This is a genomic window from Candidatus Njordibacter sp. Uisw_039, assembly GCF_047730075.1.
Lineage (GTDB): Bacteria > Pseudomonadota > Gammaproteobacteria > Pseudomonadales > Balneatricaceae > Njordibacter.
On record NZ_CP159831.1, the window covers coordinates 2,599,837 to 2,617,299 of the forward strand.

Genomic DNA, 17,463 nt, shown 5'->3' on the forward strand with positions numbered 1-17,463 from the left:
ACTGGTTAACGTGACTCAGGTGCCAAAAATAGCTGATACGCTGGGTTGTCAGTTTCTTCGTTAAAAGCATAACCCAGTTCGTCTAAATAGCCCTCAAACGTCACTTTGTCCTCTAACGGCACTTGCATCCCTACCAGCACTCGGCCATGGGCAGACCCATGATTACGATAATGGAACATTGAAATATTCCACGGCTGGCCTAGTTTATTCAAAAACTTAAGTAAGGCGCCTGGTCGTTCTGGAAAGGTAAAGCGATAAACCACTTCGTTATCTACTGCAGCGTGGCCACCGACCATATAACGTATATGGATTTTAGCCATTTCGTTGTCGCTCAAATCTACTGCGGAGATGTCCTGACTAGAGAGTTCTGCAATCAATCGCTCACGTCCACCCTCCTCAGATTTAAGCGTGACGCCAACAAACACTTGTGCTTGTCCCTCATTCGCATAACGGTAGTTAAATTCAGTGATATTACGCTCACCCAAGGCAGTGCAAAAGCGCTTAAAACTACCCGGTTGTTCTGGTATCTGCGCCGCAATAATGGCCTCGCGACCTTCTCCAATTTCAGCCCGTTCGGCGACATGGCGTAAGCGGTCAAAGTTAAGGTTAGCACCAGTGGCCACAGCCACAAGAGTTTGACCTCGAGCTTGCTCACGTTCTATGTATTTTTTTAACCCTGCTACGGCACAAGCACCTGAAGGCTCTGCGATTGCACGCGTATCATCATAAATATCTTTAATCGCGGCACACAGCTCATCCGTCGTTACGGTAATTACTTCATCAACGTACTGTTGAGCAAGTTCGAAGGTTAGCTCACCTATTTGAGCAACAGCAACTCCCTCAGCAAAAGTGCCTACTTCTGGCAAGATCACCCGCTCACCTGCATCTAAAGCAGCTTTCAGGCAACAGGAGTCTTCGGGTTCCACACCTATAATTTTAATATCTGGGCGCAAGTACTTAATGTAGACAGACATGCCTGCAATTAACCCACCACCACCCACGGGCACGAATATGGCATCAATATTATCTTCAACCTGACGCAACAACTCAACCGCTACAGTTCCTTGGCCAGCAATCGTGTGCTCATCATCGAAAGGGTGGATATACACTAGCCCGTGGTCTGCCACTAAAGTTAGCGAATAGGTATAAGCTTGAGCGAATGAATCCCCATGTAAGATCACCTTTGCCCCGAGCGCTTTTACAGAGTTTACTTTAATGTCTGGTGTCGTATTAGGCATTACTATAGTAGCGTCAATACCTAAGTGCTTAGCAGACATAGCCACACCTTGAGCATGATTACCAGCAGACGCTGCCACTACACCACAGGCCCGCTGCACATCACTTAGTTGTGATATGCAGTTATAGGCACCACGTATTTTAAAAGAATGGATTGGCTGTAAATCCTCTCGTTTAATCAAGATATTATTTTCCAATCGTTTAGACAGGCTGAGAGCTAAGTCAACGGGAGTTTCGACAGCCACATCGTAGACATTGGCTGATAGAATTTTCTTGATATAACGATGAGGCATAATAGTTCTTCTAGTGGGGTGATTTCTTTGCAGAGCTTAAGTATTTAACTAGCCAATCATATTAATGGCTGAAGCCACTAGCGTCTACATTGTAGAGTGGTAATTCCTGTATAATCACCTTATTAGTGTCCAACTTGATCATTGTCATGACCCAAGACCAGTTAAAGCAGGCTGTAGCCCAAGCTGCGATAGACCATATCGTTCCACACCTTAACCGTGAATCCATCATCGGTGTTGGCACAGGGTCTACAGCTAACTGCTTTATTGATGCTCTAGCCAACATAAAACACACCTTTGATGCTGCAGTAGCGAGTTCCGAAGCCACAGCACAACGCCTAAAAAACCACGGCATTAACGTATTAGAACTTAATGCTGTGCCACATATGACTTTTTATGTAGATGGCGCCGACGAAAGTGATGTGCATCTCAACCTAATTAAAGGTGGTGGTGGCGCCTTAACTCGGGAAAAAATTGTTGCAGCAGTGGCCGAAACATTCGTTTGTATTGCCGATGAATCAAAACTGGTCGACGTGTTAGGCGACTTTCCGCTGCCAGTAGAAGTCATCCCTATGGCCCGCAGTTATGTTGCACGCAAGTTAGTGGGTCTTGGTGGCGAACCCGTATGGCGCCAAGGCTTTGTGACCGACAATGGCAACTTAATTCTAGACGTTTATGGTATGGATATTGTTGATCCTAAGGGCCTTGAACAACAAATTAACCAGCTTACTGGCGTTGTAACAAACGGCCTGTTTGCCCAGCGCCCAGCAGACATTCTATTCCTGGGCACTGGAGAAGGTGTTAAAACCCTCAGACACTAAAACAACACGCGGCAACTTATAGTGCCACTCACTTGTTTGAGTTTCACTAAGGCTAGCTCTGAACAGCTGGCATCTACGTCGATTACCACGTAGCCCACTTTTTCATTAGTATTCAAATACTGTCCTGAAATATTAATGCTGTTTTCAGAAAATACATTATTTATCTGAGACAACACCCCAGGCACATTTTCGTGAATATGTAACAAACGGTGCGCATTTTCATGGCTAGGTAACGACACTTGTGGAAAATTTACGGCCGAAAGGCTAGTACCATTGTCACAGTAACGAATGAGTTTGTCTGCCACTTCTACACCAATATTAACTTGGGCTTCAACAGTTGAACCGCCAATATGTGGCGTTAATATGACGTTATCTAGGCCCCTTAGTGGAGAAACAAACTCATCTTTATTAGAGCGGGGTTCTACGGGAAATACATCAATGGCTGCCCCTAGTAATTTACCACTGTTCAGGCAACTGGCCAACTCCTCAATATCTACCACAGTGCCACGGGAGGCATTAATTAGAATCGCCCCATCTTTCATTTGAGCAAGCTGAGTTGGGCCTATTAAGCAATGAGTCGATGGCGTTTCTGGTACATGCAAGGTAACGATGTCAGCTCGCATAAGCAGTTCAGCTAGATTGCCACAGGCTGAAGCATTACCTAAACTCAACTTCGTGATTTGATCGTAATAAATCACTTCCATGCCCATGGCTTCTGCCATAATACCCAGTTGTGAGCCAATAGATCCATATCCCACCACACCTAGCTTTTTACCCCGCACCTCAAAAGATTGGTGAGCTGATTTGAACCATTGACCACGATGAGCCTTAGCATTTTTTTCTGGGATGCCTCTCAATAACAACACCGCCTCAGCGATGACCAGTTCGGCTACGCTGCGGGTATTACTATAAGGCGCATTAAATACGGGAATACCCATCTCTAGGGCAGCTTGGAGATCCACTTGATTAGTGCCTATGCAAAAACAGCCTATGGCCATCAGCTTGGTGGCTTGCGCTAATACCTCTCGAGTCATCTGAGTACGTGAACGAATGCCTACAAAGTGGGCGTCCTTTAACACTTTCACCAACTCACTTTTTGGCAAAGCGGTGGTGTAGAAATGAATGTTATCAAAGCCTTCAGCCTGTAAAGCTTGAACGGCTGATTGATGTACACCTTCTAACAAAACTACTTTAATACTTTGTTTTTTAAGGGAAATTTGCTGCGATTGGGTCAAGAGGAAGCCTTTTTAATACAATTTAACACGATTCTAAAGGCGACTATTATAGTACCAAAAGCGACACATTAGTAGCCTCACAGACATAAAAAAACCCCTAACCATTGCTGCTCAGAGGTTTTGTTAGTTCAATAGGGTCAGAGCAGATTAATTTTTTAAGCTGCTCTCAATTTACTCAGACCTTCATGCAACTATTAGGCTTCCATGTCTTTCATAGAAAGCTTAATACGGCCACGTGCGTCAACATCTAGGACCTTAACCTTAACTATTTGACCTTCTTCTAGGTAGTCAGTTACTTTCTCAACACGCTCGCTGGAGATTTGAGAAATGTGCAACAAACCATCTTTACCAGGCAAAATGCTAATGAATGCTCCGAAGTCTACAATGCGCTCTACTTTGCCTTCGTAGGTGGCACCAACTTCAGCTTCTGCAGTGATTTCTAGAATCTTAGCTTCAGCCAATTCAGCAGCAGCTTTGTCATCAGCGTATACGCGCACAGTACCATCGTCTTCAATGTCGATTGATGCGCCAGTTTCTTCACACAAACCACGAATGGTCGCGCCACCTTTACCAATCACGTCACGGATCTTATCTTGATCGATCTTGATAGTTTTCATAGTGGGTGCGTTGTCGTTCAACTCAGCGCGAGGTGTAGCGATAACCTTGTTCATTTCGTCCAAGATATGGATACGTGCATCGTGTGCTTGCTCTAGAGCAATTTCCATAATCTCTTCGGTGACGCCTTGGATTTTGATGTCCATTTGCAGAGCAGTGATGCCTGCAGCAGAACCAGCTACTTTAAAATCCATGTCGCCCAAGTGATCTTCATCACCCAATATGTCCGTCAATACGGCAAAACCAGCATCTTCTTTGATCAAACCCATGGCGATACCAGCAACAGGGGCTTTAATCGGCACACCAGCGTCCATAAGCGCTAGGGAAGCACCGCATACAGAAGCCATGGAGCTAGAACCGTTAGATTCAGTAATTTCTGAAACCACACGGATGGTGTACGGGAAGTCTTCTTGGCTTGGCAACATGGCTTGGATGCCACGACGAGCCAAACGACCATGTCCAATCTCACGACGGCCAGGGCCCATGAAACGGCCTGTTTCGCCTACGGAATAGCTTGGGAAGTTGTAGTGCAACATAAACGGATCTTTACGTGAGCCTTCTAGGGCGTCAATGATCTGCTGGTCACGGCTAGTACCAAGAGTAGCTACAACAATAGACTGAGTTTCACCACGAGTGAACAATGAAGAACCGTGAGCCTTAGCCAATGTACCAATTTCTACATTGATACCACGTACAGTCTTGTTATCACGGCCGTCAATACGTGGCTCGCCTGCAACTGCGCGTGAACGTACAGTGTGCTTTTCTAGCTTGCTCACCATGCTTAATACGTCAGACTTAGAAGGTGCAGCTTCGTCATCGCTACATAGGGCAGCAACAGCTTGCGCCTTAACTTCACCTAAACGCGTGTAACGGTCCATTTTATCGCTTAGTTGGTAAGCTTCGCCAACAGCATCGCCAACGGCAGCAGTGACAGCAGACTTAAGCGCTGCATCTTCTTCAGCAGCAACCCAATCCCAAGTAGGCTTGGCAGCTTCTGATGCAAATTCGCCTATCGCCTTAACCACAGCTTGCATTTCATCATGGGCAAAAAGAACAGCGCCCAGCATCACGTCTTCGCTTAATTCTTTGGCTTCTGATTCAACCATCAACACGGCGTCAGCAGTACCAGCAACCACCATGTCTAGATCAGATGTGGCTTGGGCTTCAAAGCTTGGGTTAAGTTGGTAGCCAGCGTCGTCAGAGTATGAGACACGTGCAGCACCAATTGGGCCCGCAAAAGGAATGCCAGAGATGGCTAAAGCAGCAGATGTGCCGATCAAAGCAGCAATATCTGTGTCGTTTTGCTTATCAGCAGACATAACAGTACAAATAACCTGTACTTCGTTCATGAAACCCTTAGGGAACAATGGACGAATTGGACGGTCGATCAAGCGGCTAGTTAGCGTCTCTTTTTCAGATGGACGCGCTTCACGCTTAAAGAAACCACCAGGGATCTTACCTACAGCGTAAGTCTTTTCTTGGTAGTGTACAGAAAGTGGGAAGAAACCTTGATCAGGCTTAGCTTTTTTAGAACCAACAACAGCAACCAATACTTGGATAGCGTCATCGATAGTGACAAGTACAGCACCAGAAGCTTGACGTGCAATACGGCCAGTTTCTAACGTTACGGTTTGTTCACCGTATTGAAATGTTTTGGTAATGACAGACATATGTATCTCCATAAAATAAAGAATCTGCAATCAAATGAGCGATCTAATCCACCAGTACACTTATTGACTCGGTTTAGGCTTAAACCTACCTACGACACCAAGCCAATAAGAGTACGGGCCGACCCTCTCCTATTGCTTACAGTCAAAACAATAAAGGCTAAGTAACCAAAAGATTACCTAGCCTCTATTTGCCACACCTAAAAATGCACAGTGCGGCATTTAAATCAGATCTTAAGCCTGCTACATTCACCGAATACAGCAGGTTTAAAACTGATTTTAGCGGCGTAGACCTAAACGACCGATCAACGTAGTATAACGCGCAGCGTCTTTACGATTAAGGTAGTCCAACAGCTTACGACGCTGGTTAACCATACGGATCAAACCACGACGAGAGTGGTGATCATGGTTATGCTCTTTGAAGTGACCTTGCAGTGCCAAGATGTTCGAAGTTAACAATGCAACTTGAACTTCTGGTGACCCTGTGTCGCCTTCGGCAGTTTGGTAATCTGCTACAACAGCAGCTTTTTCAACGGCAGTTAGAGCCATGGTAATTCTCCAATCATTAATATGCCCACTAGTCTCATAAATGAGGGGCTAGGGCTACGTTAGTGTTCACACCGTGCATATTTACAGCGGAACTTCAATAAAGGCCTAAGTGCTCATTAAGCGTTTAGCTTTTAAGCGACCTTCTTGTTGCACTTCGGCTAAACCAATAAAGGCATTCGCATCGGTAACATGTGAGCTATACACTCGCACCACATCAAGTTCAGCGAAGTCAGTGGCATGGTCTATAACCTTACCTTGCTGCAACGACTCAATTTCATGGGCGGCCAATTGTACAGCATTTAATGATAAAACGGCAGTATCTGCCGGCATTAATAGCGTATCTAGGATTGTAAAGGCAGGAGTAATGTCGGGCCACTTGCCTTCTTCTACCAACTGGTCCTTAGTTGCCTCGTCAATGATGGCTTGCAAATCTTCTAAAGTGACCATTTGCTCGGCCACAAAAGGCCCTGCCTGCAAGCGCTTGAGCTGCGCTACATGAGCACCACAGCCTAGTGCCAATCCCAAATCTTCCACAATACTACGAATATATGTGCCTTTGGTACAACTGATGTCCATCTGCACTTGGGCATTTTTAAAATTCAACAGTTCTAATTTGTGAATGGTCACTTGCCGTGGTTTAACTTCCACTGTTTTACCCGCCCGAGCTAACTTATATAAGGGCTGCCCTTGATGCTTAAGAGCTGAAAACATGGAAGGCACTTGGCTAATAAGGCCACGAAATTGTGGCAACTGGGCTTCTACATCGGCCAAAGTGATATGGTCACAAGGTTTGGTTTCCAAAATCTTACCTTCGGCATCACTTGAATCAGTGCGCACACCAAGCTGACCAATAGTTTGGTAACGTTTGTCAGAGTCCAGGAGAAACTGGCTGAACTTAGTAGCCTCACCTAGGCAAATAGGCAGCAAGCCCGTTGCTAGAGGATCTAACGAGCCGGTGTGGCCCGCTTTACGGGCCCCAAACATCCGCTTAACACGCTGTAAGGCATGATTTGAACTCATACCTGTGGGTTTATCTAAAATAAGAATGCCGCTTACTTCACGGCCTTTCGGTTGACGAGCCACTAGTGCTTATTCAGCATTAGTGTCTTGCTCTGGGTCCGAAGCCCTAGCTTGGTCAATTAGGTTACTAAGGTAATTACCACGTGACAAACTGTCGTCAAAATGAAACCTCAGAGTCGGTACAATACGTAGTTTCATACGCTGGCCTAGTTGGCTACGTAAAAACCCTGAGGCATTGTTAAGAGCCTTAACGGATTCTGTAATCTCTTGCGTGTCTTCGCCACCATTTAAAATGGTGACAAATACCTTAGCGTGAGACAGATCACGGGATACTTCTACAGCACTCACTGTCGCCATACCCACGCGAGGATCTTTCACCTCACGCTGGATTAGGGCTGCTAGCTCACGCTGAATTTGGTCTGCCACACGCTGGGTACGGCTATATTCTTGTGCCATGATCCGCCCTTACAAGCTACGCTCAACTTCGACAGTGTCGAATACTTCAATTTGGTCACCAACACGAACGTCGTTGTAGCTCTTCACACCGATACCACACTCAATACCATTGCGAACTTCCGCAACAGCATCTTTGTGACGACGTAAGGATTCCAACTCACCTTCGTAAATAACCACGTTATCTCGTAATACACGGATAGGCTTGCTACGATGCACCGCGCCTTCAGTAACCATACAGCCAGCAATCTGGCCCAACTTAGGCGAACGGAAGACTTCACGTACTTCTGCAATACCAACAATGGTTTCGCGTAATTCAGGCGCTAACATACCGGAAAGAGCAGCCTTAACATCGTTAATGATGTCGTAGATTACGCTGTAGTAACGTAGATCAATACCTTCTTTCTCGATAAGAGCCTTGGCTGGCGTATCAGCACGAACGTTAAAACCAAAGATCACAGCGTTTGATGCCACAGCAAGGTTAACATCAGACTCAGCGATACCACCTACTCCGCTGGATACAACCTGCACCTTAACTTCTTCCGTACCAATATCCATTAGGGAGCTAGTTAAAGCTTCCAAAGAACCACGTACGTCGGTCTTAAGTACAACGTTTAATACAGAGGCTTGGTTCTTACCCATATTCTCAAACATAGCATCCAATTTAGATGCTTGTTGACGAGCAAGCTTCACATCGCGGTACTTACCTTGACGGAACAAGGCTACTTCACGGGCTTTCTTTTCGTCTGCAACCACGGCGAAATCTTCACCGGAATCAGGGGTGCCACCTAAACCGAGAATTTCTACGGGAATAGAAGGGCCAGCACTGTCAATAGGCTTTCCATTTTCGTCTAACATAGCTCGAACACGACCAAACTGTTGGCCGGCTAGAACGATATCACCTTTCTTCAAGGTGCCGTTTTGAATCAATATAGTAGCTACAGAACCACGGCCTTTATCAAGGCGCGCTTCAACCACAACACCTTTGGCTGGCGCCTCTGGCACTGCTGTAAGCTCTAACACCTCTGCTTCTAGCAATACGGCGTCTAGCAATGCTTCGATGCCTTCGCCAGTCTTAGCTGATACTGGGATAAACTGAGTTACACCACCCCAGTCTTCCGGCACAACTTCACGACTAGACAACTCTGTCTTCACTCGATCTGGATCTGCGCCTTCTTTGTCCATTTTATTTATCGCAACAATCAAAGGTACGCCAGCAGCTTTAGCATGCTGAACCGCTTCTTCAGTTTGTGGCATCACACCATCATCTGCAGCAACTACCAAGATAACAATGTCAGTTGCCTTAGCGCCACGGGCACGCATCGCTGTAAACGCAGCGTGTCCAGGAGTATCTAAGAAAGTAACCATGCCTTTGTCAGTTTCTACGTGGTAAGCACCAATGTGCTGTGTAATGCCGCCAGATTCACCCGACGCAACTTTAGTGGAACGAATACTATCCAATAGGGATGTTTTACCGTGGTCAACGTGGCCCATTACCGTCACAACTGGGGCACGAGCAATTTCTTTGCCTTCGTAATTAATGCTTTCGACAACTTCTGTTTCGATTGCATCATCCATCACCAATCTCGCTGTATGACCCATTTCTTCAACAACAATAGTCGCTGTATCTTGGTCAATGACTTGGTTGATGGTTGCCATTGCACCCATATTAAACATGACTTTAATGACTTCGGCAGCCTTCACGTTCATCCGCTGAGCTAAATCAGCCACAGTGATGGATTCAGGCAAGTTCACTTCATAAACTACCTTTTCTGTAGGCACTTCAAAAGCATGTTCACCGTTACCAGAGCGCTTAGGCGCAGCCAGTTTGCCTTTGTTTCGTGCGCCTTTACCACGGCTGCGGTCATCGCGTCCGCTAGACATACGGCCCTTACCTTTGCCCTTACCTGCGGGTGCACCACCACGGGGCTTATCAGGGGAAGTGAACGTCTTTTGGTGAGCGGGCTTCTTTTTAGCATCTTCAGCCGCTTTTTGACGAGCCACCTCAGCATTTGCAGCCACTTTAGCTGCTGCGTCCACTTCTGCTTTGACCTTAACTTGATCATCTGCTTCGTTTTGAACAACCGTATTTGTGGCTACACTTGCTGCCGTTTCAGCTACAGACTTAACATCAGCTTCCACCTTTACTTGGGCCACTTCGCCAGCTTTATCGGCTACCAACTCAGCTGTTTCCGCCTCAATTACAACCGACTGATCGCCTTCTTCAGCTTTAACGTAGGTGCGCTTTTTACGTACTTCAACGTTAACGGTGCGTTTGCCTGCTGTACCAGAAACTTTTAACGTACTTGTTGTCTTGCGACGCAAAGTAATTTTCTTAGGGCCATCAGCGTTATCACCTTCTCCACCGTGGGACTTTTGCAAGTGCGATAAAAGCGACTTACGCTCTTCGTCTGATACTGCGTCTGTAGCCGCACGCCGGGTAAGGCCTGCTTCTTCCATTTGGTTCAGCAATCGCTCAACCGGAACACCTACCGTTTCGGCTAAGGTGTTGACAGTTTGGTCTGTCATAATCATATTCTCCTGTCGGTCGGGCAATGGTTTAAACAAACCAAGGGGCGCGGGCCGTCATAATTAATTCTGCTGCTTTTTCATCACTCAAGCCTTCGATGTCCGAGATCTCATCAACAGCTTGCTCGGCCAAATGTTCCATGGTTATAATGCCACGGCTTGCCAATACAAATGCAAGGTGGGTATCCATACCTTCCATGTCTAGTAGGTCTTGAGCAGGCTCAGATTTATCTAACTGTTCTTCCGCTGCAAGCGCTTGGTTAAGCAGTTTGTCTTTTGCACGAGTACGGAGTTCTTCAACAATGTCTGCATCTAAGCCTTCAATTGCCAACATTTCATCTAACGGCACATAGGCGATTTCTTCAAGGCTAGCAAAGCCTTCTTCTACCAACATTTCAGCAAAATCCTCATCAATGTCTAAAGCGTCAACAAAAGTCTGTACCACACCACCCACTTCGTCTTGTTGCTTAGTGGCGGCATCTTCTTCAGACATTACGTTAATAGTCCACCCGGTCAACTCGGAGGCTAGACGGACGTTTTGGCCATTACGGCCAATAGCCATTGCCAAATTCTCATCACTAACAGCAACATCCATCGCGTGGCGGTCTTCATCAACAACGATAGAACTGACTTCTGCAGGAGCCATAGCATTGATAACCAACTGCGCGGGATTATCATCCCAAAGCACAATATCAACGCGCTCGTTGTTCAATTCACCAGTAACAGCTTGCACACGCGAACCTCGCATACCAACACAAGCGCCAATAGGATCGATACGACCATCGTTAGTCTTCACTGCAATTTTAGCACGGGATCCTGGATCACGGGCGGCTGCACGAATTTCAATAACTTGTTCAAAAATCTCTGGCACTTCAATCTTAAAAAGCTCTACCAACATTTGCGGGTCTGTGCGGCTTAAGAAAAGTTGTGGGCCTCGGCTTTCAGTACGTACCTCAGCCAACAAGGCCCGAACACGATCACCCATGCGGAATGTTTCCCGACCAATCAATTGATCTCGCGCCATCAGCGCTTCTGCATTATTACCTAAATCCACAATCACATTGTCACGTGTCACTTTCTTAACACTGCCACTAATGATTTCGCCAATGCGGCCACGGTACAACTCCACTACCTTAGCACGCTCAGCTTCACGGACCTTTTGCACAATCACTTGCTTAGCAGTTTGTGCTGCAATACGGCCAAACACTTCAGTCGGCAATTCTTCTTGCACGACATCACCTAGCTCAACGCCAGGATTAGCCTCTTGAGCATCTTCAAGAATCAACTCAGCCTCTGGATTGGTGTACACCTCATCAGTAACCACAGTCCAACAGCGTGTGGTTGTAGCTGCGCCTGTTTTGCGGTCGATAGCGACTCTAATATCACTTTCTTCATGGATACGTTTACGTGTTGCAGTAGCTAAGGCTAATTCTATCGCTTCAAAAATAACGTCTTTTGACACGTCCTTTTCATTTGAAACAGCTTCTGCCACTAACAGAATTTCTTTATTCATTTCAAGCTCTCACTTAATTTGGGCTTATAAAACCGCGCTTAAAAGCGCGGTACAATATTGGCTTTTTCAATGCTGTCAAAAGGCAGCAAATATTCTTCATCATCAATCTGCAATAACACATCATCACCTTCAATGCCGCTTAGCACACCGGTAAAACGACGCCGACCATCAAAGGCCAAACGCAATTTCAAACTTAATTTTTCACCAATGCTAGCTTGATATTGCTGCAAGCTAAACAAGGGGCGATCCAAACCAGGTGATGACACTTCGAGTGTGTACTCTCCGGTAATAGGATCTTCTACATCCATCACTGCAGCAACTTGCCGACTCACGTCTGCGCACTGCTCCACCCCAATACCTTTGGCATGGTCTATATATACTCGCAAAGTGGTATGACGACCCTGAGATATATATTCGATACCCCAAAGATCACAACCACAAGCTGCCACTGCTGGCGCTACTAATGCTTCGATTTGTGCTGCTGCACCTGCCATTTCAATATCCTAAAACGCAAAAAAGCCCCATAAGAGGGGCTTTTTTTTGACTATATGTATTCAGTCTCATAACCACGCTAACTGCGAAATTAAGAACCCCTGAATTACTTCTTTATGACTTTCGCCAAAGGTAAATGCAAAAAAACAACTACCTGAAAAATGGTAGCGGGGGCAGGATTTGAACCTACGACCTTCGGGTTATGAGCCCGACGAGCTACCATACTGCTCCACCCCGCATCAAAGAGCGCACATAATATCGATTTACTCCTTACACGTCAAACACTTATTGCAACTAATTAACAAAAGGCTGCATTTAATCTTGAGCCTACCAACTACCTACGTTGGGCATTGAAATCCAAGGTTCCGTGGGCGCCAGAGCACTCCCAAATTGCAATAATTCGATCGACACATTATCTGGTGACTTTACAAACGCCATATGCCCATCACGGGGAGGCCTGTTAATCACAACCCCTGCGTCAATCAAATTTTGACAAAGCTGGTAAATGTCATCAACTTCGTAAGCCAAATGCCCCCAACTTCTACCTGTGTTTAATTCTTCATCACCATCCCAATTATGCGTAAGCTCTAATAACGGCGCTTTAGCACCCTCAGCACTCTCCTCATCAAGAGCAGCGGCCAAAAACACTAAAGTAAACCGCCCAGACTCATAGTCCGTTCGTTTCACCTCAACGAGGCCCAGCAGATTACACCAAAACTCTAATGAAGCCTTTAAATTTCTTACTCTGATCATGGTATGTAGATAACGCATTTTAAACCCTTTAATGATGGAACTTTAGTCAAGTAAAATATACACATAAAAGAAAGCAGTTACACCCCTGGCACCAACATAAACGAGCCATACTCTGCATCACTATTATTTATCCTATGCGGCTTGATCGCTTTATATTCTGGGCTTTCTATCGCTTGCGTAGCTTTTGCTAAGCTTGGAAATTCTACTATGACATGGCGGTCGAACTGACGACCTTCATGATGGCTGGTGCTGCCTGTTAGCACTATAAACGTTCCTTCAAACTGTGCAAATACGTCTGCAACCTTTGCGCTGTAGTTGGTCTTAAAATCGTCCTCATTAGTCATTTTGACGAAAGCAATTAAGTACCCTTTGGACATGCTAATTTCTCCTATTTAACTATGATGACAGCATTGCTTGAACTAAGTTAGCGCCAATGCATTTTAAGACTAGGCCTCACAATATCCCCCAGCATCACGAAAGTCTAGTACGGTTGCTGTACTAGGAGAAGAGCATGCATAGCGTAGGAGGATTCATGTGATCTCAGAATTGAGTAAGATAGTGCCCCCCACATTGATCCAGCAATCTAGTGTCACATAATAGCGCTTCAGTAAAAGAATTATGGCTAGTTGTGATTAAGGGCAGATGACTTATGATTAGTCTTATCCAATGCCAGCAACAGCTAATGCTGATGGCGGTACAGTAAAGCGGACTAGATTTAAATCAAATAGGGGAATATTGTTAGACCTAGACTTAAAAGGCATCAATGCTAATTAAGCTAAGCAAAGCAGATCGTCTGGGTGACAAACACTAATCTTGAACAAGTTAGCCATTTGCCTATGGCACAGAGGGTAAGGTTATCCACAGGACACACTCACCCTTTTAACTCTTCGATCAGCGCTGAATAGCCCTCTCGGTAAGTAGGAAAAATGAACTTATAACCAGAATCTAACAATTTTTTGTTGCTACAACGCCTTGCTGATCGTGCATTGGTGCGCTCCTTGACTAAACTGACATTCAAACGTGCAGTCAACCAACTACATAACTCATGCTGGGTCACTGGTTCACAGTCAGTCGCCACATAGATTTCTGATAAAGGCACCTGCTGCTCGTTCAACCTGATTAGGTGTGCAATAACACCAGCGCAATCTTCGCTATGAATTCGATTACTCCATTGTTCAGGTTCGGCTGGACACCCGACTCCTTCTAACACCTGATCTAACATTCGAGTGCGCCCAGGACCATATATACCAGAAAACCTCACCACTGCTTTGGCACAGGGCAAGCCTAGTATGTGCCGCTCTGCCTGAAGTAATGCTCTGCCAGAAAAGGTAGCCGAGTTTGCTGGAGAATCTTCATTCACCCAAGAACCTAAGGTCTGGCCATAGACGCTAGTACTAGAAACCCAGATCACTAATTTTGGTTTGTGACCTGCATTGTTAATAGCTACGGATAGGGCTGCAGATGAATCAACGTAAGCCTTCTGGTAACCTTCATCAGTGAAACTATCGGGTGTTAGCGTGGCAACCACCATATCAAAGCCCTCTCGGAAAACGCTATCTAAACATGCGGCATCGGTCAGATCACCTGTTAGGGGAGTAATGCCATGAGGAAGATTGACTGGCTGGCGTTTTAAACCAAAGAACTGGTGCTGATCAGTCAGTTTGAGCGCCACTCGCTGAGCAATATCACCACTGCCTGCTAGTAATATTTTCATTATTAACGGTGTTTGTATTGCGTTGGGCAATGGCTTCTAATCACATCTGGACTACGGAGTTTTAAATGCTTGGTTGAGCGCCCACTCACCCTTTCACGCCATCGCCTAAAACTTCTGGGTTTTAAACGACTGCGCATAAATTTGATAACCTCCGTCTCATTAATACCGAATTGTTTTTCTATAGCCTCAAAAGGAGTCCGGTCTTCCCAAGCCATTTCAATAATTCTTGATTCTTCATCCATAAGCAGTGACATAAAAACGATCCTAGAAATTATAATTAAAATGAAACCGATAGCAGTATTTAATAAAAAAACCAATCTCGTTATAGTTTATTTCTGACAGGTAGGTTTCAGAGTCACAAGGCATTTAACGAGGGCAGCTCTTTAAACTATTATTTGCTAAACAAGGTAATCAAAAGTCGCGAAAACGAAGGTAACCAATCCTTCATTATAGTATTAAGTTTTTCTAACTAGTTGGGTAGTATCGACAGCTTTAAGTGAACTTAGTGACATAGTCGAATATGTTCTAAAATTTTACTTATTTTCAGAGTATTATTTGGTTGATATTTGACAGTAAAATGAGTAGTTTATTTTTTAGCGTGTGGGTCTATGTAAGCTAAGTAAAGCTTCGTTATTCGTCCGGTCGTCTAGAAAGAGAACGGATAACAAGATCACTAAAAACATCTCCGATATCCTCAGGAGATTGAAGACCATCAGGTTTTAGCCATAGGCATGAGTAGAAATACATCCCCAAAAGGCCTTTCACAGCAATTTTATCGACTGCTCTAAACACATTTTGCTGAACACCTTCCTCTATAGTTTTAGACCAGATTTGTTGGTATTCTGTATGCATACACATAACGTCATGGTGTCGTGTGCCTGTTAGAGACTGGACTTCGCGAAAACAGACTACTATTTCTGCTAAACTACTGCTGATTACGGCCATCAAGTGTCGACTCAGCGCGTTCAAGCGCTGAATAGGATCTGGATACTCTCTCGCTATCCTATGGCCAGACTGAACCAGGCCTGAAATGTACTGTGAAGCAATTTCGTGAAGAAGGTCTTCTTTGCTTTCTATGTGATGGTAGAGTGTCCCACGACCAAAGCCTGAAGCCGCCCCAATTTCCGCGACGCCAACTCCATTGTAGCCTTTTTTTGCGAACAACGAAGCGGCCACCTTAGTTATCTTCTTTGCCTGTTCTGTTTGTTTCAGTTTTCTATCATCCGCTAATTAATACCTAGTTGGTAAGTCGATTTCGCCCATATCCTCTCAACGTGATACTGATCACCACGCGTACGTCAATTTTACTACATTTCTAAACAGATAGCAGTGCCTTGACCACCTCCAACGCACAAAGATGCTAGTTCGCGTTTTGCTCCGATTCGTTTCATTTCGTGAATTAGGGCTACAACCATCCTAGCACCTGAACCTGACAATAGGTGTCAGAGCGCAATTGCGCCACCAGATAAATTTACTCTTTTCAGATTTATACCCTAATCAACTCAGCATCGCATCAGCACACACCTGATTAACCATTAAAGCTGGAACTTGAACCAGTAGTCCTGCTTTCAATGCCGTTGGCGTGCTGAATTTTTTCCGGCACCGCCACTGAGCACCTGCCCAATTATGACTTTGTCAAAAACTGATGGGTCAATGTCATTAATTAGGTCAGAGATCACGGCGCTGCCAAGTTCTACTACTGAAAGGCTGCCAAGAGTTCCATTCAACTGACCAATAGGAGTTAGTTTTGCACTACCAATATAAACGTCAGTCATGGATGACCTCCTGCTGTATTCATACTTATCACGCCTTAATAGGGTTCGTATCAAACTAAGAATTCTCAGTTGCTAAAGTCTTGAACTATTTCGCAGTCATCTCCCAAAATAGCAAGTTATTAGACTAGTTTCAACATTCCGAACGAATGTTAAAAAGTACAAGTATAAAAAAATGACTTTTTTAATACTTGTATTGTACCGAGTGGTCTGTACAATAAAGATTAACCTTTATGTAAATCAGGTGGGGACCGTGTTCTGCCGTTTTTTAAAACAGTTTTAAAATAAAGGAAACTATTTATATGTCTAACACAGAAAAAAAAGATGGTTGGGTAGGAGTTTTAAACGGCCAACCAAAAATTGGGCAATTCAGTGAACGTTCTCGTACTACTAAGATGGGCGATATACATTCGTTTACTGAGATGACTGGCGATAAAAATCCAGTTCACTATGATGAGGAACTTGCGAAAAAAACTCCGTTTGGCAAGCTTATAGTGCAGGGTGGCGTAACAACTGGTCTTCTTAATGCCTGTGTTGCGGAAGACTTGCCCGGCCCTGGCACAGTGTTTTTATCAACCGAACTAAAATTTCTAAAAGCTGTAGGGGTTGGAGAAGAGTTGACTGCTCGAGTTGAAATTGAGTCTGTAAGAGACGACAAACCCATTTGCAAGCTGAAAACTACCATTACCGACAGTGCTGGTGATCTTTGTGTTGATGGTACCGCAACAACTTACACCATGGCGCTCAAAGGTCTGTAGAATGAGGAAGACTTTTTCAAATTACTTTAATAGAAATACAATTAAG

18 protein-coding genes and 1 tRNA gene are annotated in these 17,463 nt (G+C 45.0%); 2 read left to right on the forward strand and 17 right to left on the reverse strand.

Annotated elements, in window-relative coordinates:
• Positions 1–5 precede the first annotated feature (5 nt).
• Entirely contained in the window at positions 6–1,532 is a 1,527-nt protein-coding gene (gene ilvA / locus ABXT70_RS12425) for a threonine ammonia-lyase, biosynthetic (RefSeq protein WP_443642514.1), read from the reverse strand.
• Between the two features lie 143 nt (positions 1,533–1,675).
• On the opposite strand from ilvA, the gene rpiA reads away from it, so the two are divergent.
• On the forward strand, positions 1,676–2,347 hold the full coding sequence (gene rpiA / locus ABXT70_RS12430; RefSeq protein WP_443640783.1) for a ribose-5-phosphate isomerase RpiA: 672 nt from the start codon (positions 1,676–1,678) through the stop codon (positions 2,345–2,347).
• On the opposite strand, the gene serA is transcribed toward rpiA, so the two are convergent.
• The 16 genes from serA to ABXT70_RS12510 all read right to left on the reverse strand — a co-directional run bounded on the left by serA (position 2,344) and on the right by ABXT70_RS12510 (position 16,662).
• Positions 2,344–3,582 carry a phosphoglycerate dehydrogenase gene (gene serA / locus ABXT70_RS12435; RefSeq protein ID WP_443640784.1) on the reverse strand — a complete coding sequence of 413 codons (1,239 nt, stop codon included), beginning with the start codon at positions 3,580–3,582 and terminating at the stop codon, positions 2,344–2,346. The two genes, rpiA and serA, sit on opposite strands and share 4 nt — an antisense overlap.
• A gap of 194 nt (positions 3,583–3,776) precedes the next feature.
• Positions 3,777–5,867, reverse strand: a complete 2,091-nt coding sequence (gene pnp, locus ABXT70_RS12440) for a polyribonucleotide nucleotidyltransferase (protein ID WP_443640785.1) — start codon at positions 5,865–5,867, stop codon at positions 3,777–3,779.
• A 276-nt stretch (positions 5,868–6,143) separates the two neighbouring features.
• Positions 6,144–6,413, reverse strand: coding sequence for a 30S ribosomal protein S15 (gene rpsO, locus ABXT70_RS12445; protein ID WP_443640786.1), 270 nt, complete (start codon positions 6,411–6,413; stop codon positions 6,144–6,146).
• A gap of 105 nt (positions 6,414–6,518) precedes the next feature.
• Complete coding sequence (truB, locus tag ABXT70_RS12450; protein WP_443640787.1) at positions 6,519–7,496, reverse strand: tRNA pseudouridine(55) synthase TruB; 978 nt, start codon at positions 7,494–7,496, stop codon at positions 6,519–6,521.
• Positions 7,497–7,502: 6 nt separating this feature from the next.
• Positions 7,503–7,889: a 30S ribosome-binding factor RbfA gene (gene rbfA, locus ABXT70_RS12455; protein ID WP_443640788.1), complete on the reverse strand. Its 387-nt coding sequence runs from the start codon at positions 7,887–7,889 to the stop codon at positions 7,503–7,505.
• Positions 7,890–7,898: 9 nt separating this feature from the next.
• On the reverse strand, positions 7,899–10,415 hold the full coding sequence (gene infB / locus ABXT70_RS12460) for a translation initiation factor IF-2 (protein WP_443640789.1): 2,517 nt from the start codon (positions 10,413–10,415) through the stop codon (positions 7,899–7,901).
• Positions 10,416–10,446: 31 nt separating this feature from the next.
• The gene (gene nusA, locus ABXT70_RS12465) at positions 10,447–11,928 is read right to left on the reverse strand and encodes a transcription termination factor NusA (RefSeq protein ID WP_443640790.1); all 1,482 of its coding nucleotides are present in this window, start codon (positions 11,926–11,928) and stop codon (positions 10,447–10,449) included.
• A gap of 38 nt (positions 11,929–11,966) precedes the next feature.
• The gene (gene rimP / locus ABXT70_RS12470; RefSeq protein ID WP_443640791.1) at positions 11,967–12,422 is read right to left on the reverse strand and encodes a ribosome maturation factor RimP; all 456 of its coding nucleotides are present in this window, start codon (positions 12,420–12,422) and stop codon (positions 11,967–11,969) included.
• Between the two features lie 160 nt (positions 12,423–12,582).
• Positions 12,583–12,659: transfer RNA gene (locus ABXT70_RS12475), tRNA-Met, on the reverse strand.
• Between the two features lie 88 nt (positions 12,660–12,747).
• The gene (locus tag ABXT70_RS12480) at positions 12,748–13,191 is read right to left on the reverse strand and encodes a VOC family protein (protein WP_443640792.1); all 444 of its coding nucleotides are present in this window, start codon (positions 13,189–13,191) and stop codon (positions 12,748–12,750) included.
• Positions 13,192–13,250: 59 nt separating this feature from the next.
• Positions 13,251–13,550, reverse strand: a complete 300-nt coding sequence (locus ABXT70_RS12485) for a DUF1330 domain-containing protein (protein ID WP_443640793.1) — start codon at positions 13,548–13,550, stop codon at positions 13,251–13,253.
• Positions 13,551–14,044: 494 nt separating this feature from the next.
• The gene (locus ABXT70_RS12490; protein ID WP_443640794.1) at positions 14,045–14,887 is read right to left on the reverse strand and encodes a sugar nucleotide-binding protein; all 843 of its coding nucleotides are present in this window, start codon (positions 14,885–14,887) and stop codon (positions 14,045–14,047) included.
• A gap of 2 nt (positions 14,888–14,889) precedes the next feature.
• Entirely contained in the window at positions 14,890–15,141 is a 252-nt protein-coding gene (locus tag ABXT70_RS12495; RefSeq protein WP_443640795.1) for a TIGR03643 family protein, read from the reverse strand.
• A 376-nt stretch (positions 15,142–15,517) separates the two neighbouring features.
• Positions 15,518–16,063, reverse strand: a complete 546-nt coding sequence (locus tag ABXT70_RS12500) for a TetR/AcrR family transcriptional regulator (RefSeq protein WP_443640796.1) — start codon at positions 16,061–16,063, stop codon at positions 15,518–15,520.
• A gap of 131 nt (positions 16,064–16,194) precedes the next feature.
• Complete coding sequence (locus ABXT70_RS12505) at positions 16,195–16,323, reverse strand: hypothetical protein (RefSeq protein WP_443640797.1); 129 nt, start codon at positions 16,321–16,323, stop codon at positions 16,195–16,197.
• Between the two features lie 132 nt (positions 16,324–16,455).
• Positions 16,456–16,662, reverse strand: coding sequence for a hypothetical protein (locus tag ABXT70_RS12510; RefSeq protein WP_443640798.1), 207 nt, complete (start codon positions 16,660–16,662; stop codon positions 16,456–16,458).
• A 299-nt stretch (positions 16,663–16,961) separates the two neighbouring features.
• Between ABXT70_RS12510 and ABXT70_RS12515 the strand changes: the two genes are divergently transcribed.
• Positions 16,962–17,417, forward strand: a complete 456-nt coding sequence (locus ABXT70_RS12515) for a MaoC family dehydratase (protein ID WP_443640799.1) — start codon at positions 16,962–16,964, stop codon at positions 17,415–17,417.
• Positions 17,418–17,463 lie beyond the last annotated feature (46 nt).